Raw genomic sequence first — 17,990 nt, 5'->3', positions numbered from 1 at the left:
ACAGACCCCTAATGTAAAAATGTCCGACAAATAGAGCCATGCACAGCGCGATGAAAAATCCACTGCACTGTACAGGCCGCCGATGCAGTACACCGCGATTTCCTGCAGGCGCCCGGCGTTACGCACACCTGAAGGCACAGCTTCCCCATGCTTGAATTACGACCCGACGCATCGCCCCCGCTGGTCAACCAGATCATCAACGGGCTGCGTGAGTTGATCGAGAACCAGACCCTCAAACCCGGTGCCAAGGTCCCCTCGATCCGCGCCTTCGCCGCCACCTATTCGGTCAGCACCTTCACCGTGGTCGAGGCCTACGACCGCCTGGTCGCCCAGGGGTTGCTGGTCAGCCGCGGCAATGCGGGGTTCTTCGTCAACCGCTCGGCGGTCGAGCTGATCGAAAGCCAGGCCAGCGAACCTGCGCCAGGCAAGCCGGAATTCAACTCCGAGTGGTACCTGCAGCAGATCTTCGAAAGCCGCCAGCTCGAGTTCAAGCCCGGTTGCGGCTGGCTGCCCAACGACTGGATGTTCGAAGACGGCCTGCGCCGGGGCATGCGCCAGGTCGCCAGCAGCGTGCTGGAACTGAGCGGCTACGGCGACCCCATGGGCCTGCTGGAGCTGCGCACCCTCACCGCGCAAAACTTGCAGCAGGACCTGCGCATCGTCGCCAACCCCAACCAGCTGATGCTCACCCACGGCGCCAGCCAGGCCCTGGACCTGGCCGTGCGTACCCTGGTGCGCCCCGGTGACGTGGTGCTGGTGGACGACCCCGGCTACCCCAACCTGATGAGCATCCTGCGCTTTCAGGGCGCGACCCTTTTGGGCGTCCCGCGCACCCCGAATGGCTACGACCTCGACCACCTCGAACGGCTGCTCGAACACCATCGCCCGACGGTGTTCTTCACCCAGCCGCACCTGCACAGCCCGACCGCCTCGCGCACGCCGCTGGCGCAATTGCACCGTCTGCTGCAACTGGCGGCGCGCCACGGTTTTCGCCTGGTGGAGAACAACCTCTACGCCGACATGATCAGCGAACCGCTGCCGTGCCTGACCAGCCTCGATCATTTGCAGCAGGTGGTGTACGTCGGCAGCTACTCGAAAAGCATCTCGCCGAACGTGCGGGTCGGCTTCATGCTGGCCAATCCCGAACTGATGCAGCAACTGCTGCAACTGAAAATGCGCTCGGGCCTGACCACCTCGCAGGTGATGGAACGGGTGGTGTACGCCGCCATCACCGACGGCCGCTGGCGCAAGCACCTCAAACGCCTGCGCCAGCGCCTGGCCGAGGCTCAGCAGCAGGTCAGCGAACAGCTCACGCGGCTGGGTTTCGAGCGCTTTATCGAAGGCGACGAAGGCATGTACCTGTGGACCCGCCACCCGGCCATCGCCGACAGCGCGGCGCTGGTCGATGACGCCCTGGCGCAAGGCATCATGCTCGGCCCCGGGCAGTTGTTCATGGTCGATTCACAGGCGACCGGGTGGATGCGTTTCAACGTGGCGTTCAGCACCGAGCCTGCGTTGTGGGAGAAGCTGGAGAAGTTGCTGGTCAAGCATGGGCGGCGGCAATAGGTGCAGCGGATATTGTCGATGTAAATCGGCGATCTACAAAAATTGCCTTAAGGCCGTCTGTTTTTATAAACAGGCTAATTTCGCTGAAACCGGCAAACTAGAGCCACCCAGATCAGAAACCCCGTAAAAGCTCGACATAAGCCTGAAACACTTCGTGAAAATTTAATTGACACGCCTCTGTCACTCTTCTTATTTTCACAGACAAAACAAGGACACCCCCATGCTGCTGCGCCGCCTGCTCATTCAATGGAAGATCACCTTGCTCGCCGGCCTGTGCCTGCTGGCCATCGTGGTGGTGCTGATGGCGGCCACGCTGATGCAGTCGAGCCGCAGCGCCGCCCTGGTCAACAGCGCCAACACGCAGATGCTCGACCACAACGCACGGCTGCGCCTGCACACCTCGGCCCAGCTGCAGGCGGCGAACATCCAGCGCTACTTTCGTGACGCGTATTTGTATGGCGATGGCGTCGCGCAATTGGTGATGTTCTTGAAGGCCCAAGGCAACGACAACCTGCGCCAGGACCTGACCGAACAGGCGCGCAAGGCCCTGGGCAAAAACCCCGACCTGCTCGGCCTGTACCTGGTGTTCCTGCCCAACGCCCTGGACAGCAAGGACGCCGCCTTCGTCGACCAGGCCGCCGTGGGCAGCAACGAAAACGGGCGTTTCTCGCTGTACTGGTCGCAGCCCAAGCCCGGCGAGCTGGAATCCGAAGCCATGCCCGAATCGATGCTCGCCGACACCAGCCTGTCGGCCAACGGCTCGGCCTACAACCGCTGGCTCACCTGCCCGCTGGAAACCGGCGAGGCCTGCGTAGTCGATCCGTACTTCGACAGCGTCGGCGACCGCACGCCGCTGATGACCAGCGTCGCCTTCCCGCTCAAACAGGACGGCAAGATCGTCGGCGTGATGGGCCTGGACATCAGCCTCGACAACCTGCAGCAACTGAGCCTGGACGGGCGCAAGGAGCTGTTCGACGGTAACGGCCAGGTCAGCATCGTCAGCCCCGCCGGCTTGCTGGCCGGGCATAGCCGCGATGCCGCGCAACTGAGCAAGAAATTCGAAGAGGTGTTCGGCCAGCACGCCAGCGCCCTGGCCGCGCAGATGCGTGCCGGCAAGGCAGCGGAGTTCAGCGATAACAGCTTGCTGCAGGTCAGCCAGTCGTTCGCCCCGGTGCCCGGCGCGCAGCCGTGGAGCGTGTTGCTGGAAGTGCCGGAACAAGTGCTGCAGGCTCCGGCGATTGAACTCAACGCGCGCCTGGACGCGCACAACAGCAGCGCCAACCTCAGCAGCCTGCTGATGGCCCTGGCTGCCGCGGTGCTGGGCCTGGTGGTGATCTGGCTGACCGCCCGTGGCGTCACTCGACCGATCTTGGGTGTGGCGGCGATGCTCAAGGACATCGCCAGCGGCGAAGGCGACCTGACCCGGCGCCTGGACTACGCCAACAAGGACGAACTCGGCGAGCTGACCAACTGGTTCAACCGCTTCCTCGACAAGCTGCAACCGGTGATTGCCGACGTCAAAGCCTCGGTGCACGACGCGCGCAGCACCGCCGACCAATCGGCGGCAACTGCCAGCCAGACCAGCGCCGGCATGCAGCAGCAATACCGCGAAGTCGACCAGGTGGCCACCGCCTCCCAGGAAATGAGCGCCACCGCCCAGGACGTCGCCCGCAACGCCGCACAAGCGGCGGAAGCGGCGCGTGGCGCGGACCTGGCCAGCCGCGAAGGCTTGAGCATGATCCGCAACACCACCCAGGCCATCGAACGCCTGGCCAATGAAATGACCGCCGGCATGGAAGAAGTCCAGCACCTGGCCAGCCGCAGCGAGCAGATCGGCTCGGTGCTGGAAGTGATCCGCGCCATCGCCGAGCAGACCAACCTGCTGGCCCTCAACGCCGCCATTGAAGCAGCGCGTGCCGGTGAAGCCGGGCGCGGCTTTGCCGTGGTGGCCGATGAAGTGCGCAACCTGGCCAAACGCACCCAGGACTCGGTAGACGAAATCCGCGTGGTGATCGAAGGCCTGCAACAAGGTACCCGCGAAGTGGTCGAGGCCATGCACAGCAGCCACCGCCAGGCCCAGGACAGCGTGGCCCAGGCCGAACAGGCGCTACCGGCCTTGCAGCGTATTGGCGAAGCGGTGACGGTGATCACCGACATGAACCTGCAGATCGCCTCGGCGGCCGAGGAGCAAAGCGCCGTGGCGGAAGAAGTGAACCGCAACGTAGCGGGGATTCGGGATGTGACCGAGTCGCTGTCGGGGCAAGCGGAGGAGTCGGCGCAGATCAGCCAGGCGCTGAACCGGCTGGCCAATCATCAACAGGGGTTGATGCAGATGTTCCGGGTGTAGCGCTCTCCTGTGGGAGCGGCGGTGCGACGACTCGACTTGACCCGCGATGAGGCTAGGATTGCGACCGCTGCGCGCTCGATCGCTGGCAAGTCCAGCTCCCACAGGTCGACGGCATGCACAAATCCACTGTGGGAGCTGGCTTGCCAGCGATGAGGCCTGCAGCCAATGCACCCTCTCACCGCCGCCGATAACTCTTCTTGCCACTGGGCGTCAGGCAATACACCCCACCCCGCGGCCCGGTACAAAACGACCCCGTCCCACAACCACAGCCCTCACTCGCCCCACGCAACGGCTGCAGCGCAGGCCGTGCAGCACTGCCGCCCATGTACGCCGTGCAACTACGTTTCGACGCACTGATCGACCCGTCATTACACAAAAACAGATCGCCATCACACCCGGCAATCCCACCCTTGCGCCCGGAGCAAGGCTTGTTGGCCGCCAACGCCGTGGACGCCGCCAACACCAGTACCAGGGCCAACCCTACCCGCCCGGAAAAACAACGCGCCACAGCATTCCCTCCCTAGAATATGGCCTAATGCTATCAGCCTTGCCATAGCACAGCAAAACTCACCCATCCGTGCCCCCAGCGCAAAACTGATTGTCCCCAACCCGGCTGTTTCCCCGGCCCCACCTTGCACAGAATCGGCCCCCTCAATTGCACAGGACCGACTCATGAAGCCTCTCAAGCCCCTGCTCCTCGCCACCGCTCTGGCCATCACCAGCCAAACCACCCTGGCCGCCGACTGGTACCCTTCCGCCTACGGCGCCAACGACGAAATCGGCGCCGCCAACCTGCTCACCCCTGAAGTGGTCAAAAACGCCATCGGCCTGGTCACCACCGGCAAGACTTACGCCCTTGGCGTACCGGTGAGCAAAGACCTCCCGGCCTTCCGCCACCGTAGCTTCCACCTCTACAACATCCAGCCGGGTGAACAAGCCGGGCAGACCCTGGGCAAAAACAAATTCACCTTCAACGACGAACTGGTCAACGGCTGGACCGGCGTCGGCACCCAGCTCAACGGCATCGGCCATATCGGTATCGACAACGTCTACTACAACGGCCACAAGTCCGCCGACTTCGTCACCGTCGAAGGCGTCACTAAACTCGGCATCGAAAAAGTCCCGCCCATGGTCACCCGCGGCGTGGTGCTGGACATGACCGCCCACTACGGCAAAGCCATCGTCCCGGGCGGCACGGTATTCACCGTGGAAGACGTCAAAGCGGTGCTGAAGCAACAGAACATCACCCTGCGCAAGGGCGATGTGGTGCTGTTCAACACCGGCTGGCTGGAGCTGATCGGCAAGGACCACCAGCAGTTCCTCGCCACCGAACCCGGCATCGACATGCCCGCCGCGCAGTGGCTGGCCGACCAGGGCATCGTCGCCTTTGGCGGTGATACCTGGGCTTCGGAGGTGTACCCGAACCCGTCGGGCGAAGAGTTCCCGGTCAACCAGTTCATGCTGGCCAAACGCGGCATCTACAACCTCGAACTGATCGACACCCGCGCGCTGGTGCGCGACAAGGCCTGGGAGTTTCTGTTTGTGTTGGGCCAGCCGCTATACAAAGGCTCGACCCAGGTGAATATCAACCCGGTGGCGATCCGCTAAGGAAACGCCGAAGCAGTTGCTCAGCAAACGGCAGTGAGCGGTTTGCTGATTCAGGCCAACTCGCTTTCGGGCGCTGAGCGTCAGTTGGACAAACTGGTGCATCAAGGTGATTTCGTACAGCGCTTCCTGCCGATTCAGGATCGCGGAAATGACCTTGCAAAACGCTGCGTTGCACTTATTCTATGAATTCAGGACGTTTATTTCCGTTTTCTCTAGCGCCCCCAATAGCCTAGCGCGTGTTTCTGTCAAGCGCTAGAAATGGAGGCATTTACCAGGGTAAGCCGGCGATATATCCCCGATGTTGCTCAATACAAGTGAAGGAACACTTATGTACATTGAGTCAGATGGTGCAAGGTACGAGTTTGCAAAGTCACGCTCCGATAATTATAGAGCGGCCGTTGGGTCGATAGGGCGTGTGTGGGATGAGGATCTGGATGCCATGTATGCGTATCTCGATCCGGAACCTGGTGACAATATTCTGGAGGTGGGAGCAGGCTCTGGATTCTTTAGCTTCCCCATCTCGCGTGGGATTGGCGAGCAAGGGCTGTTGTATGTAACAGACCCCTCCATTGAGCAACTTCAATCTGTGCTGGAACAACAATCGGCCAACATGATCATTCTGGCGCAGGGCGCGGAAGAGATGGGTTCGTCGCGAGGTCTTGCGTGACGGGCCATGAAGTCTCTTACCTGAGCAAAGACTTCGCGACCAGCCTGTGTGCAAATACCGGCTGGCGTGAACCCGAGTTTCATGACATCGACTTGAAGTGGAGCTTTGAAAACGAACAGCACCTGGGGCGTTTTCTGGGGCTGCTGTTGGCCAATAAAGCTTCCTTCTCCGAGGCTGACTCGGTCGCTGCGGCCAAGCACTATCTTGGCGTGCGGGATACCGATGACGGCTTGAGCCTGGATTGGCCGATGACGATGATGACCAGCTCTGCGCTGCCAGGTTACGAATGATGCTTGCGTCAACACTTCTGACCTACTTCCTGACCTGTGCAGTGGCGGCAGCCACCCCAGGCCCTGGGACAATCAGCGTGATTACCTACAGCGCCTTCCTCGGGTGGCGTAGAACCCTTCCGGTCATCCTCGGTATTCAGGTTGGCATGCTGGCCATGGCGGGACTGGCGCTTTCCGGTGTTGCCGCTGTGTTGATTTCGTCTCCGCTGTTGTTCGTTACCCTGCAACTGGTGGGGGCCTTGTACATTGCTTATCTGGGCGTTTCCTCCATCCGCTATGCCCGGCAGGGTGTTGAAATCATTGCCCAGCATGACGACAGTGGTAACTGGCGAAATTTCAGGCACGGAGCGGTTGTAACCTTTGCCAGCCCGAAAACGCTGTTGTTCTTCACGTCGTTCTTCCCGGTGTTCATCGATCCGACAAAAAGTGCGCTCTCGCAAATGCTGTTGCTGTTGGCGCTACTGTTGCTGATCACCTTGCTGGTTCATCTCGTTTATGCGTATTTCATGAAGTACCTGAAGGACATATTGGTACGTTACAGTTATACGTTTAACGTGGTGGTCGGCGTGACGTTCATCTCCTTGGCGGTATATATGGGCGTGCAGTCGTTGAAATGACGTTCTCTCGGAAATGGGTCGAACCTTGCCAATGATCGCTTTTTGGCGGTGTCGGGGTCATGCAGCACAGGTCAGATGGCCTGTGCTGACTTGATCGGCGTATCCCTAAAGGCGTAATGAGTAACGTTCACAGCAAAGTCCAGCGAAATATTCAACTTTATTCGCTAAGCGATTGATCCATATCAATATTTAACTAGTTAACCAGTTAAGAGATGTCCGCAATTGCCCACTTAATGTCGACAATGTCTCCACCCTTTTCGGTGGAGAGTAGAGTTGAAGCGCATCAAGATAGTGTTGTGGACGTTGTTCATCGGGTTAACCCTGCTATGGGCACTGGCAGATACCTTTGTGCCCACCCCACTGACTTATTTCTCGCTACGTTCGGTACTGGTGCAATACACCGGCGTCATCGCCATCGCCGCCATGAGCGTGGCGATGATGCTGGCCGTGCGCCCGCGCCGCCCGGAGCCGCTGCTGGGCGGGCTCGACAAGATGTACCGGCTGCACAAGTGGCTCGGCATCAGCGCCCTGCTGTTCGCCAGCGTGCACTGGGTCTGGGCCAAGGGCACCAAGTGGGCGGTCGGCTGGGGCTGGCTGGTCAAGCCGGCCAAGGGCGGCGGTGCGGCGCCGGAACTGGGCGCGATCGAGCAGGTGCTGCGCAGCCAGCGCGGCCTGGCCGAAACCCTGGGGGAATGGGCGTTCTACGCCATCGGCGTGCTGATCATCCTGGCCCTGATCAAGCGCTTCCCGTACCACTGGTTTGCCAAGACCCACACTGTGCTGGCGGCGCTCTATCTGGTGCTGGTGCTCCACACCGTGGTGCTGCTCAAGTTCGACTACTGGCTGCAACCCATCGGCATCGTCACCGCCCTGCTGCTGATCGGCGGCACGCTGGCGGCATTGCAGGCGTTGTTCAAGCGCATCGGCAAGCAGCGCAAGGTCCAGGGCCACATCCAGACCCTGATCCACTACCCAGAGGCGAACCTGCTGGAAACTCATATCGCCTTGCAAGCGGGCTGGCCCGGGCACCAGGCCGGCCAGTTCGCTTTTGTGACCTCATCCGAGTCGGAAGGGCCGCACCCTTACACCATCGCCTCGGCCTGGGACCCGCAAGCGGCGCAACTGCGCTTTATCACCAAAGGCCTGGGCGATCACACCCGCCGGCTGCCAACGCGCCTGAAAGAAGGCGACCGGGTGACGGTGGAAGGCCCGTACGGCTGCTTCACCTTCGAAGACCAAAAGCCGCGGCAGGTCTGGATCGGTGCCGGCATTGGCATTACGCCCTTCGTGGCCCGGCTGAAGCAACTGGCGCTGGAGCCGGACCGGCAACACAGTATCGACCTGTTCCATCCGTGCGGCGTGTATGCAGCCGACGCCATCGACAACTTGCGCGCCGACGCAACGGCTGCGGGCGTGCGTTTGCATGTGCTGGTGTCGGGCCAGGATGGCCGGCTCAGTGGCGAACGCCTGCGCCAGGAAGTTGCCGACTGGCAGCAGGCGAGTTTCTGGTACTGCGGGCCTGCGGACTTTGGCCAGGCCCTGCGCGAAGACCTGGTGGCCCATGGGCTGAAGCCGAAAGACTTCCATCAGGAACTGTTCCAGATGCGCTAGGCCACAAATCGCACACCGCCCTGATCACCTGCCAGCCTTACGCAACCGCAACCGACGAACCACCGCAAAGCGCTTACAAAACTGCCGATGGTGATGACTGTTCAGCAAAACCAGCGCCACCAACGGCAGCGCAATTGACGAAGCTGTAAACAACGGATGGATTCCGGCTGCAACACTTGCGATGGCCATGAGCAGACTCGTCACCGCAACCGCGACGAGACACCACACTCCCCAGGCAAAACCGTTGGCGATCAGACCGGCGCCTACGCCACACACAGCCGCCCCGACCAAAATCACAATCACCACATCCCCCATGTTCTCGAGATGCTGGGCAAAATAGGCGTACTCCACCTGCACAGTTGCCAGCGCAATGGAGGCCATGGTCAAGAAAAAAGCAGCGCAGAAGCGGCCCATGTAACGCCTTGAAAACGCCGCCATCCCCGGATACCGCAGCACGTCCACAGGTTCACCCGGCAAGCGCTTGGCGCGGGGCGCCTTGCTGATCTCGACGAGCCTTGCATATATCCGTCGATAACCCTGGCTGTTGAGCACCAGCAGGCCAGCCAGGGGACAGAAAAGCGCCAGGTAATAAATCAGCCCAGGTGGACGCTGGGTATACAACCCCAAAGTGATCAGCAAGCAACACACCAGCAGTGCCGCCAGCCACCAGATCAACCGGGTGCTCCCCCACACCAGCAAGAGGTGCAGCATGGTCGGGATAACCACGCCGTTTTTCACGTTGCGCAGGATGTCGGATGAACTCATGGCGCTCGGTGAGTGTGTGCCGTTAATCACCAGCATCAGGCTCATGAGGGAGGCAACTGCCAGCAACCAGCTCAAGGTCAGGAGCGGGAAATTGCGGCGTAGACAGGCGTTGATTTGTTCTTGGTGATTCATCCGTGAACCTTTGTTGGTGGGGTTCGATTTTATCGTTTGCCAGACACAGGCTTGAAGTGATTGCGCCGGATATCCGACAGGGTTTTGCTCATCTCCCGATAACGGCGGCTGTTATACGCCAGCAACGACAACAAGGGGGCGATCACTGAAACCACTGCCAGGAGTGCATCGTGAGAAAAGGGATAGGTCAGCACGCCGGCAATCAGGCAAATGAGCAACAGCCCAACCACTGCCCGGTTCCCGGCTGAATAGCCGCGGATTACGACGAATTGGCCGATGCCGAGGGTGAATGAGCCCAGCATGATAAAAGCGACGATGTATCCGGGCTCGGCGGGGTTGCCTGCGAAGATGGTCTCACCTGCGCGAATGGATGCGCAGGTGAGGGATATAACTGCGAGGAAAAATCCGGTCCACAGCGTGAGGTAGTAGCGACGTATAAAAGCCGGCAATTGCGTTAGATCTAGCACTAGCTCGCTCTCCTTGCCGGACTTGCTAAGTGGCCCCGTCCCTTCATCGGTTTTCCCTCTGCCGCAACCTCATCAACCGCCGCCGCATCTCGCGGTGTCGTTCACTGTTGAACAAAAGCAGAGCCAGCAAGGGTGCTAACAGCGCCAATGTAAAAAGTGGCATGGGCGTGCGGGGGCCATATGTGGAAAGGGTTAGCAGCATGCACGCGCCAAGCACCATGACGACAAGCCACATGCCGGAGCGCCGCCCTCGAAGCTGAAGCATGTTGCCCACGCTCAGCAGCAAAGAGCAGACCACGATTGAAGAAATGATGTACTTGGGTAGGTCGGGATGGGTCTTGAAATGAAGCAGGCTCGCGAGTGCTATCGCCAGTGCGAAGGAAAAGCAGCTCAGCATCAATGCTGCGGCGTACACGGGAAAGTACCGATTCAGAAATTTCTTGTTCCTCACGGGATAAGTCACGATTCAAATTCCTCATACAATGCAACGACTATGCTGTACAAAATCGCGCTCCCCGGTACTGCCAAGGCCACTCCAACTGCGTCTCTGATCATCGAAAGGGTGGTGTTATTTAGCTCTGTATTGGAGTAACGCTTCGGAAGCGATTCCAAGTGCTTTTTCAGCTTCAACTGATTAGCAGTCAATGACGGATGGCGAATCGATAGAATTTCCTTGGTCAACGCTTTGCGTTGTTGACGACTCAGCGGCCTACTAAGATCAAACCAGCTGTTCCCTGTGGCAGCCTTTCGCATTTGAAGGTATCGCAAGATCACATGCGTTGAGACGGCAGCCCCCAACAAAGAAATCGAATCGAGCAGAGGGACTATCGTTCGATACCACTCCTGCTCCATCATCTTGTCATTGAGCTCAGGATCATGAATCTCTAGAGCAGTACTGACTGAACCAATGCCACACAGTATTAACCCAGCGCCCGCGACCACCGTCCCGACGATCTTGATCGCCAATGCAATAGGGGGCGAAAACAACTTCACTGCCGGACCATCAAGTACAGCCCGTAACGCTATTACCGCCCCAGCGCATGTCGCGGAAGCTTTCAACGCTTCCGTTACAACCTGTGACTCTCTGGGGTGATGCACCAATTGATCCACGTATTGCATTGGTGCCAAGTGTCGCTTCACCTCCCGCAACACCACCCGCTTGGGCAACACACTACAAATCGGCCGAAACTCCCGCAACGTCACCACGTTGTAGTCCGCATCGATGTACACCACCCCTGCCCCGACAATCCCGGGGTCGGCATCAATCGCTGCAAACAACCTCGGCACATTGACCAGGCTTTCAATCCGCTGGCGCGCAAAGTACTGCGACGGGCTCGCGCCAAGCCCGCTCATCCTTGAGTCGTTCATGGGGTCTCCTGAAACGTGAAAGCGCCCGCAAACCCGAAGGTCGCAGGCGCTTGAGCGGCCTAGTTTTAGCAGCTAAAAATCAACGTTTCAGAAGCGTATTTTTGCCGGGTATGTCGTCCTACACATTCAAAACAAGAATAAAAACAATGCCTTGTAGGAAGAAACCATTGAGGCTCTTGTAGACGTATTACCCAGCCGTTGTTTCCACCGGGTCAATCACCCGCAACGCTACGTTTGAGCTCAGTTCGACCAGGCAGAGCAGGTGCGAAGTTCCATCACCGCCGAAGAACTTGTCCGCTCGATCGCCGGTCAGTTTTTCCTGGAACTTGAACGGTGTAGTGATAATCCGCTTGATATCCTCCTTGAAGCTCTCGGTATTCCCCTGGGCTTCGGCAAGGCCGAACAAGGGCATATCCAAGCAGCGCGATCCGTCCCAGGGCAACTTGCAGTTCCCGCCGTTGCAGGGCGGTACGCTGCACGCGCAGTGGAACATCCGGGCCAGCCAGATACTGGCGGCGGTACTCGCCCATGACAATGCAAAGCACAGCGGCTTCAACAAGGACGACGGTTCGGGCAGCAGCCCGTTGCGGCGTCTGGAAGCGGCGTTGTTCATGATCGGCTATGACCTGGGCGGCGGCACTGCGACCGCCGCTATGCCAAAGGTCACCAGCCAAAGCGCGATGACAGCGCCAACCGTCGGCTGGGTCCAATGCTGGACGCCGACCCATCGCAAGCCTTTTCACTACCGCGTGACCAACCAGGGCTTCGAAGCCCGCGGCACGAGCATCACCCGCTACCCGCTGCAGGTGGTCAACGATACCCTCAACTACCTGTGGCGGCAGTTCGGCCGCGGGAAGTTCCCCCTGGCCAACAGTGCCGACGGTGTGCCGGCCGGCACCAGCGAAGAAGGCATCGGTACCGCTTACTACCATGCAATCAACCGGCAACAGCGGGTGCCGGAGTCAAGCCGCCTGGCTGCCATCCTTGAGGACCTTGGGGTAATTCAGCTAGTGAGCCATGGGAAAAAGCACTGGGTGTTGAACCTGGCGTTGCTGAACGCTACCGACAAAGGCACCCTGGATATCGAGCCGCTGTTGCTGCGCCTGCTTGAAGACGAGGCACAGGACTAACCTCTCGCAGGCCTTTGTGGGAGCGGGCTTACCCCGCGATGGAGGCTACAACCAAAGCACATTGCCATCACCCACTGATTCACTCACACTCCCCCTTCGCTCGCTGCTCAGGGATGACCGCGACGCATGGCCGCCGAGCCCACGCTGCACCCGGCGCCCATGCCTGCACACCCTCGACCGGGCTTACCCACCTGTCGACTACCGCACCTAAGGTTCAAGAATGGAAGCTGCCCTCCCACCCAAGAAGATCTCTGGCCTGATTACCCGCATCATGGGTGGCATCAGCGCCTTGCTGGCCACCATGTGGGGCCTGATCACCTACGTGTTCCCCGACCCGACCGTGTTCGGCCTGAGCTTTTTGAACTGGAAGAACCTCATCCTGTTCATGAGCGCCTTCGTATTCTTGTGCGTGATTTTTCTCGGCTGGTGCGCCAACCGCCTGCCGCAGATGCTCAAAGGCGCGATGCTGGTGATCCTGGCTGCAGGCCTGGCAGTGATCTTCTTCGCCCTGGGCGGGGAATACGCCAAGCCCAGCTTCGACTTTGCCCGTGACCAACAGAAGTTCATCGAAAACGGTGGTGCCAACCTGCTGGGCAAACGCCTGGAAGTGATCGATGGCGTGCGCATCGAACTGCTGGGCTGCGAAAAAATCGGTCGCCAGCCCAACTGCGCCTTCGAGCTGACCAACACCCGGCTGGACAGCGAGTTCCGCTTCGAATCGCAAACCACCCTGTTCGAAGAAAGCGGTGGCGCCCTGAGCATCGACAAGATGCAGGTTGGCTCATCCAAGTTCACCTACCGCGACGCCTTCCCCCTGGTACGTGGCGTACCCACCCGCGTGACCCTGGCCTTCGAACAAGGCCGCGGCGACCTGCAACAGGCGCCGGCACTCAAACTCAAAGTGCGCGTAGGCCGTGGTGAAGAAAGCGTGGTGAAATTCAACGAAGTCGACATCAAGTAAGCAACAACGCCCCACGCCGGCCTTCGCCTGCGTGGGGCGCTTTCCTAGCGTCCAGCACAAAACGCCTTAACTGCGCACTCCATGCGCCACATCCTCCACCAGCGCCTTGGCCATGCCGCTGAGGTAATGCGCCGCCCAGACCAACGCCGCGTCATGCTCAATCCCTGCTTGCAAGGTCAGCCGATGCACGCAGCCCATCAGCACCGCCGATTGCTCCAGAGCGAACGCCGCACTGTGGCCGGGCTCGACGCGGAACAGCCTTTGTGTGGAATGCCCACTTTCGCCTTCACCGAAGGCGGCGATGCCGGCTGTCTCAAAGGCACTGGCTGCATTCAAATCCTCATCCATTGATAGGTCCTCCTGCTGAAATCGCTAGCCCGCGTTGCTGAGCGGTTTCGTCAGCAACGCGGGCGTCTGCTTATTGGCAACTCAGTGGCGTGACTGACTTGCTCAAGGCCATTTCGACCAGAACACGGGCGTGCTCGATTTCATGCATGGTCGCCAAGGTGAGGACCTGGTCGGGAGCTTTGGGGTGGAGCAGAACGGTTTGTTGGGCGATGGTCAGGGCGCGGACCAGGTATTCGGAGGTCTGGACCAGGAGCTCTTCGAGGGAATGGTTGGGGTTGAGGGGTGGGTCGGGAACGATTTTTAACATAGCGAACTCCTTTGCTTTAGGGAGCCGCCACACGCCTGCTGTCAAACAAAAGGTGGCAGCTATACGCGGGTTGACAGACCGGCAAAGCAAAGGAAAACCCGGCGCACACGAAGGTGCCCCACGTACAGCCGCCATAACGCGTGCACATGCGGATTCACTTTGAATTCGGTCTGTCAAAACCGGTCGTTGAATTGGCAACGACTGGGGGAGACTAGAGCTCGATTGGAAGCACCGCAATGGCTGGAAAGCCGCGGAAGTATGATTGGGAAATGGACTACAGGGAATCAGGAAATTCTGAAGAATTTGATGGGGCGGATGTTCATCAGCAAGGTCATCGAAAAGAACGGCAAAAGCCTGCCAGAGTGCTGAGGCCGTTCGCCATCTACTAGCGTTTTGCCATAAAATGGCCGGTTGCCGAAAGAACCGTCATGGCCATAGCCATGAAGGGCTTTCATTCTTTCCAAATAACTGTGGTGAAGATGAACAAGCCTTTCATTTCGCTGTGCCCGGAAATTACTCGGGCACACGCACTGACGCTCATGGATTGGTTGGAAGATGAGCGCGTTACCTGCTACTTGAGCGATTCGCGTCATGTCTCCCGCTCCATCGAGCAAGTTATCGATCGAACTCAATTGCCGATCCTGACCCATCTATTCAACCGGGGCGGCCGATTCTTCATGGCCTACGACCGGCATGATGCCCCGGTGGGCTTTGTCCGCCTGATCAAGACCGGCTCCAATTGCGAGATCGTCCTGGTCATTGGAGACAGCGACAAATGGGGCCGAAACCTTGGTGCGCGCACAATCCGCGAAGGCATGAAACTGGCCTTCCTCGACATGCGCGCCGAGAAGCTCATCGCCAAGATCCACTCCGACAACACCCGCTCGCTGAAAGCCTTTGTGCGCAGCGGTTTTCTGCTTGAAAGCGAAACACCGACATTGAAGTCATTTTCCATGACGGCGGCGCGCTATCTGCAGTTCTTGCGCGAAGGTGCCGTTGCCGACTCCACTGAGATCTACATCACCGAAATCGACAAGGCCAGGCTCGAGAGCCTGATCGCGCTCGAGCAAGGCCCGGCCGTTGTTGAACTCGAACATGAGCTTGAGCGAGCCATCGTCGTCACGCCGCAGCAGGTGGCGCGCAATGTCGTCACGATGAACTCCAGGGCCTTGCTGTAGCTGGACGACGAAGAGATCGAAGTGGCCCTGGTCTACCCTGAAGACGCGGACAGCAGCGCCGGAAAGTATTCCGTGTGCTCCGACATCGGCGCCGCCATCCTGGGCTATCAGGAGGGGGACGCCATCGACTGGCGAGTTTCTGACCGCACCCGCCGGATCGGGATCAGGAAAGTGCTTTACCAGCCCGAGGCTGCGGGCGATTTCCACCTGTAATTGCGCCTTTAGCTAAGTGCTCCATCAGGCACGAAGATCGCCAACGATTTCCGTGCCTGATGCAGACATGGTGGACAAGGTCAGGACTTGGCCAGAGGACCTCCTTCCTGCGCTCAATTTGGTAACAGCAAGTAGGACCAATCCTTCATTTTCGTAGGATCTCGCGGTATGGTTGCTGGCGATATGCCAGACCTGTAAGGACGCGAGATGCAATTTTTCTGGGTGAACCTAGGTACAACGCACAAGGAGGCCAGGGCCGGCAATTTTCTCTGGGCACCGCTGAGTTCGCGTACACAATCCGGCAAGGTGCAAACCCGTCGCCACTGGGACAACGTCGGTAAAGTTAAAGCCGGAGACTTGATCTTCTGTTACCACGACAACTACCTACGCGCGATTGCCAAAGCCGAGCGCGATGCCTACCAAGCCGAACGCCCTCCAACTCGCTCATTCAACGAGTGGAGCAACCAAGGGCACCGAGTCGATATCACCCTCACCGACCTCAAGCACCTCTTGCGCAGCGACGACATTGCACCCACCTACCAGGCGCAATTCGATGCCCGCACAGAACCATCGTTGTTCAACAACAAAGGCAGTGTGAATCAGATCTACATGGCGCAGTTGCCTGCCGATGCTGCGCTGTATTTGTTGGAGCAAGCCGAGGTAGTTGCTGACTACGAAGACCAGCTCGTAGATGCTGGATCGCCTGGAAAAAGTCCTTCCGTTACGACTCGAGAAGCGCTCGTAAAGGCTCGAGTTGGCCAGGGCGCGTTTCGAACAGGGCTGCTCAAACGCTGGGAGAAAAAGTGCGCGTTGACCGGGCTAAAAAATCCCAACCTCCTAGTCGCCTCGCACATTCAAGCTTGGGCCTTAGCCGACAACAAAGCCCGACTGGATACAGACAACGGATTGCTGCTGGCCACCCACATTGATCGACTCTTCGACTGTGGGTTGATTTCTTTTGGTGAGGATGGGCAACTGCTGATCAGCGACGAGTTGGCAGTGGAGGAACACAAGATTTTGGGACTGGACCAGTACACATCGATTCCCACCTTGAGTGAGGGCAATCGCCACTACCTTGAGAAGCACCGCAAGCGATTTAGTTTTGCGTAGGGGGCGTTTTCCAGATCGAGTAAACTCCGCGCTATAGACTTTCTGACCTGCACGGCCCCAGTGACCTGGCATCAAAATCAAAAGGCAAATGATATGACACGGATGTGGATGGTTCGCGGCGAAGGGGGAAGCTTGTACGACGCTTTCCGCGAAAGAGAAGTAGCGGCCATCGGATGGGTCCAGTTAGCGCCACATGCCAAACCAGGCGTCGGACGCAAACAGTTGATGTCCTTATATCAGTCAATCGAACCTCAGATGAAACAAGGCACCATTGTCTCAGGTGCATCTCAGGTTTGGCGTTTCGTGAACGAAATCCAGAGTGGTGATTGGGTCATCACCTACTCTCCTGCAAACCGCCTCTACCTGGTCGGCACATTCACCGGCGCGGCAGAACACCACCCAGAGTGGGCAGAACAAGGCATGGCGCTGGCTCGAAAAGTACGATGGCAACCGCTAGAACTGTCACGCGAGAAACTGGGTGTAACCACCAAAAACAGCTTGGGCTCTACTCTGACCGTTTTCGAAGTGCCTGCCCGAGCTGCAGAAGAAATCTTGGCTGCATTAAAAGGTGGCCCAGTTCCAGAGTCAGAGCCAGATGACGTCACCGATGAAGCCATTGCCGACCCACTCGCTGACATCGAATCTCAAGCAATCGAGCGAATCAAAGACCGGCTGAGCGAGATTGATTGGGACGAAATGCAGCATCTGGTTGCGGGGATTCTACGGGCGATGGGCTACAAAACTCAGGTGTCACCCCCGGGTTCAGACCGAGGGAAAGACATTGTTGCTTCCCCAGACGGATTTGGCTTTGAGAACCCTCGTATCGTTGTCGAGGTGAAACACCGCAAAGGGCAGATGGGTAGCCAGGATATTCGTAGTTTCCTCGGTGGCCGGCATAAAGACGATCGAGGCTTGTACGTCAGTACGGGTGGCTTCAGTAAGGATGCACTTTACGAAGCGGATCGTGCTTCGATTCCTCTATCGCTGTGGACGCTGGATCATGTGGTTAGAGCGTTGATTGAGCATTACGATGCTACGGATGCTGAGACTAAGAGGATTGTCCCCCTGAAGAGACTCTATTGGCCTGCTTAGCTCTGTGCGAGAAGTGGTTTGCTTGGGCTCTCGTAGAGTAATTAGCTGAAGACGGGGGTTCAAATCCCCCCGGCTCCACCAAATGATCAAACAAAGACGTCCACGGACGTCTTTTTTTGTGCCTGCGAACCAGCAAACACGCGGCTTCCAGCGCTTTTGCGGTCTTTGGAGAGTTTTTGAGTTCCAGCCGTTTAGGTATTCCAGACGGTATTC

At 58.7% G+C, this 17,990-nt stretch carries 21 protein-coding genes and 2 pseudogenes; 15 read left to right on the top strand and 8 right to left on the bottom strand.

The features are described from left to right. The first annotated feature begins 147 nt into the window (after positions 1 to 147). The 3 genes and pseudogenes from ABM562_RS03610 (at position 148) to ABM562_RS03600 (ending at position 3,913) form a co-directional block, all read left to right on the top strand. Positions 148 to 1,566, top strand: a complete 1,419-nt coding sequence (locus ABM562_RS03610) for an aminotransferase-like domain-containing protein (RefSeq protein ID WP_115087517.1) — start codon at positions 148 to 150, stop codon at positions 1,564 to 1,566. A 220-nt stretch (positions 1,567 to 1,786) separates the two neighbouring features. Then, positions 1,787 to 3,055, top strand: a pseudogene (locus tag ABM562_RS03605) (cache domain-containing protein); the annotation flags it as partial. Between the two features lie 102 nt (positions 3,056 to 3,157). Beyond that, entirely contained in the window at positions 3,158 to 3,913 is a 756-nt protein-coding gene (locus ABM562_RS03600) for a methyl-accepting chemotaxis protein (RefSeq protein WP_420849239.1), read from the top strand. Between the two features lie 175 nt (positions 3,914 to 4,088). Here ABM562_RS03600 and ABM562_RS03595 read toward each other — a convergent pair whose 3' ends face one another. After that, positions 4,089 to 4,391, bottom strand: a complete 303-nt coding sequence (locus ABM562_RS03595; RefSeq protein ID WP_428985025.1) for a YdcA family protein — start codon at positions 4,389 to 4,391, stop codon at positions 4,089 to 4,091. 194 nt (positions 4,392 to 4,585) lie between these two features. On the opposite strand from ABM562_RS03595, the gene ABM562_RS03590 reads away from it, so the two are divergent. The 6 genes from ABM562_RS03590 (at position 4,586) to ABM562_RS03565 (ending at position 8,706) form a co-directional block, all read left to right on the top strand. Beyond that, positions 4,586 to 5,521 carry a cyclase family protein gene (locus ABM562_RS03590; RefSeq protein ID WP_233673774.1) on the top strand — a complete coding sequence of 312 codons (936 nt, stop codon included), beginning with the start codon at positions 4,586 to 4,588 and terminating at the stop codon, positions 5,519 to 5,521. A gap of 33 nt (positions 5,522 to 5,554) precedes the next feature. Continuing rightward, positions 5,555 to 5,707 (top strand): hypothetical protein, encoded by a 153-nt coding sequence (locus ABM562_RS03585; RefSeq protein ID WP_460420888.1) that lies wholly within the window; start codon positions 5,555 to 5,557, stop codon positions 5,705 to 5,707. 253 nt (positions 5,708 to 5,960) lie between these two features. Then, positions 5,961 to 6,188, top strand: coding sequence for a class I SAM-dependent methyltransferase (locus ABM562_RS03580; RefSeq protein WP_166675696.1), 228 nt, complete (start codon positions 5,961 to 5,963; stop codon positions 6,186 to 6,188). Then, positions 6,185 to 6,478, top strand: a complete 294-nt coding sequence (locus tag ABM562_RS03575) for a hypothetical protein (RefSeq protein WP_134062983.1) — start codon at positions 6,185 to 6,187, stop codon at positions 6,476 to 6,478. Before ABM562_RS03580 ends, ABM562_RS03575 begins: the two co-directional genes overlap by 4 nt. Further along, entirely contained in the window at positions 6,478 to 7,095 is a 618-nt protein-coding gene (locus tag ABM562_RS03570; protein WP_166675697.1) for a LysE family translocator, read from the top strand. Before ABM562_RS03575 ends, ABM562_RS03570 begins: the two co-directional genes overlap by 1 nt. Positions 7,096 to 7,368: 273 nt before the next feature. Then, a complete protein-coding gene (locus ABM562_RS03565; RefSeq protein WP_460420885.1) occupies positions 7,369 to 8,706 on the top strand; it encodes a ferredoxin reductase family protein in 1,338 nt (445 codons plus the stop codon). Between the two features lie 24 nt (positions 8,707 to 8,730). Here ABM562_RS03565 and ABM562_RS03560 read toward each other — a convergent pair whose 3' ends face one another. From ABM562_RS03560 to ABM562_RS03540, 5 genes are all read right to left on the bottom strand, one after another. Next, the gene (locus ABM562_RS03560) at positions 8,731 to 9,603 is read right to left on the bottom strand and encodes a hypothetical protein (protein WP_460420883.1); all 873 of its coding nucleotides are present in this window, start codon (positions 9,601 to 9,603) and stop codon (positions 8,731 to 8,733) included. A 29-nt stretch (positions 9,604 to 9,632) separates the two neighbouring features. Then, a complete protein-coding gene (locus ABM562_RS03555; protein ID WP_460420881.1) occupies positions 9,633 to 10,070 on the bottom strand; it encodes a hypothetical protein in 438 nt (145 codons plus the stop codon). Positions 10,071 to 10,113: 43 nt separating this feature from the next. Next, entirely contained in the window at positions 10,114 to 10,533 is a 420-nt protein-coding gene (locus ABM562_RS03550) for a hypothetical protein (protein WP_460420879.1), read from the bottom strand. Then, entirely contained in the window at positions 10,530 to 11,438 is a 909-nt protein-coding gene (locus ABM562_RS03545) for an NAD synthetase (protein WP_134062995.1), read from the bottom strand. Before ABM562_RS03545 ends, ABM562_RS03550 begins: the two co-directional genes overlap by 4 nt. Positions 11,439 to 11,625: 187 nt before the next feature. Then, a complete protein-coding gene (locus tag ABM562_RS03540) occupies positions 11,626 to 11,856 on the bottom strand; it encodes a hypothetical protein (RefSeq protein WP_460420877.1) in 231 nt (76 codons plus the stop codon). A gap of 25 nt (positions 11,857 to 11,881) precedes the next feature. Between ABM562_RS03540 and ABM562_RS03535 the strand changes: the two genes are divergently transcribed. Continuing rightward, entirely contained in the window at positions 11,882 to 12,568 is a 687-nt protein-coding gene (locus ABM562_RS03535; RefSeq protein WP_460420875.1) for a hypothetical protein, read from the top strand. A 220-nt stretch (positions 12,569 to 12,788) separates the two neighbouring features. After that, positions 12,789 to 13,529, top strand: coding sequence for a hypothetical protein (locus tag ABM562_RS03530; RefSeq protein ID WP_233673789.1), 741 nt, complete (start codon positions 12,789 to 12,791; stop codon positions 13,527 to 13,529). 66 nt (positions 13,530 to 13,595) lie between these two features. Here ABM562_RS03530 and ABM562_RS03525 read toward each other — a convergent pair whose 3' ends face one another. Next, complete coding sequence (locus ABM562_RS03525) at positions 13,596 to 13,877, bottom strand: DUF3077 domain-containing protein (RefSeq protein WP_460420873.1); 282 nt, start codon at positions 13,875 to 13,877, stop codon at positions 13,596 to 13,598. Between the two features lie 70 nt (positions 13,878 to 13,947). Further along, positions 13,948 to 14,184, bottom strand: a complete 237-nt coding sequence (locus ABM562_RS03520; RefSeq protein WP_460420871.1) for a hypothetical protein — start codon at positions 14,182 to 14,184, stop codon at positions 13,948 to 13,950. A 222-nt stretch (positions 14,185 to 14,406) separates the two neighbouring features. Here ABM562_RS03520 and ABM562_RS03515 point away from each other — a divergent pair, with 222 nt between their 5' ends. The 4 genes and pseudogenes from ABM562_RS03515 (at position 14,407) to ABM562_RS03500 (ending at position 17,777) form a co-directional block, all read left to right on the top strand. Next, positions 14,407 to 14,553 (top strand): hypothetical protein, encoded by a 147-nt coding sequence (locus ABM562_RS03515; RefSeq protein ID WP_460420869.1) that lies wholly within the window; start codon positions 14,407 to 14,409, stop codon positions 14,551 to 14,553. 59 nt (positions 14,554 to 14,612) lie between these two features. Further along, positions 14,613 to 15,575 (top strand): annotated as a pseudogene (locus ABM562_RS03510) (bifunctional GNAT family N-acetyltransferase/nucleoside diphosphate kinase regulator). A 207-nt stretch (positions 15,576 to 15,782) separates the two neighbouring features. Further along, positions 15,783 to 16,685: an HNH endonuclease gene (locus tag ABM562_RS03505; RefSeq protein ID WP_460420867.1), complete on the top strand. Its 903-nt coding sequence runs from the start codon at positions 15,783 to 15,785 to the stop codon at positions 16,683 to 16,685. Between the two features lie 93 nt (positions 16,686 to 16,778). After that, positions 16,779 to 17,777, top strand: coding sequence for a restriction endonuclease (locus tag ABM562_RS03500; protein ID WP_460420909.1), 999 nt, complete (start codon positions 16,779 to 16,781; stop codon positions 17,775 to 17,777). The last annotated feature ends 213 nt before the right edge of the window (positions 17,778 to 17,990 follow it).

Source organism: Pseudomonas sp. ZL2, assembly GCF_054788455.1.
The sequence above is the reverse complement of the archived record's forward strand: the minus strand, read 5'-3'. Positions and strand labels throughout refer to the sequence as shown.

Coding starts and splice junctions, on each gene's coding strand:
- ABM562_RS03610 (WP_115087517.1), top strand. CDS start 148: ATGCTTGAATTACGACCCGACGCATCGCCCCCGCTGGTCAACCAGATC.
- ABM562_RS03600 (WP_420849239.1), top strand. CDS start 3,158: ATGCAGCAGCAATACCGCGAAGTCGACCAGGTGGCCACCGCCTCCCAG.
- ABM562_RS03590 (WP_233673774.1), top strand. CDS start 4,586: ATGAAGCCTCTCAAGCCCCTGCTCCTCGCCACCGCTCTGGCCATCACC.
- ABM562_RS03580 (WP_166675696.1), top strand. CDS start 5,961: ATGTATGCGTATCTCGATCCGGAACCTGGTGACAATATTCTGGAGGTG.
- ABM562_RS03570 (WP_166675697.1), top strand. CDS start 6,478: ATGCTTGCGTCAACACTTCTGACCTACTTCCTGACCTGTGCAGTGGCG.
- ABM562_RS03560 (WP_460420883.1), bottom strand. CDS start 9,603: ATGAATCACCAAGAACAAATCAACGCCTGTCTACGCCGCAATTTCCCG.
- ABM562_RS03545 (WP_134062995.1), bottom strand. CDS start 11,438: ATGAACGACTCAAGGATGAGCGGGCTTGGCGCGAGCCCGTCGCAGTAC.
- ABM562_RS03530 (WP_233673789.1), top strand. CDS start 12,789: ATGGAAGCTGCCCTCCCACCCAAGAAGATCTCTGGCCTGATTACCCGC.
- ABM562_RS03525 (WP_460420873.1), bottom strand. CDS start 13,877: ATGGATGAGGATTTGAATGCAGCCAGTGCCTTTGAGACAGCCGGCATC.
- ABM562_RS03520 (WP_460420871.1), bottom strand. CDS start 14,184: ATGTTAAAAATCGTTCCCGACCCACCCCTCAACCCCAACCATTCCCTC.
- ABM562_RS03505 (WP_460420867.1), top strand. CDS start 15,783: ATGCAATTTTTCTGGGTGAACCTAGGTACAACGCACAAGGAGGCCAGG.
- ABM562_RS03500 (WP_460420909.1), top strand. CDS start 16,779: ATGACACGGATGTGGATGGTTCGCGGCGAAGGGGGAAGCTTGTACGAC.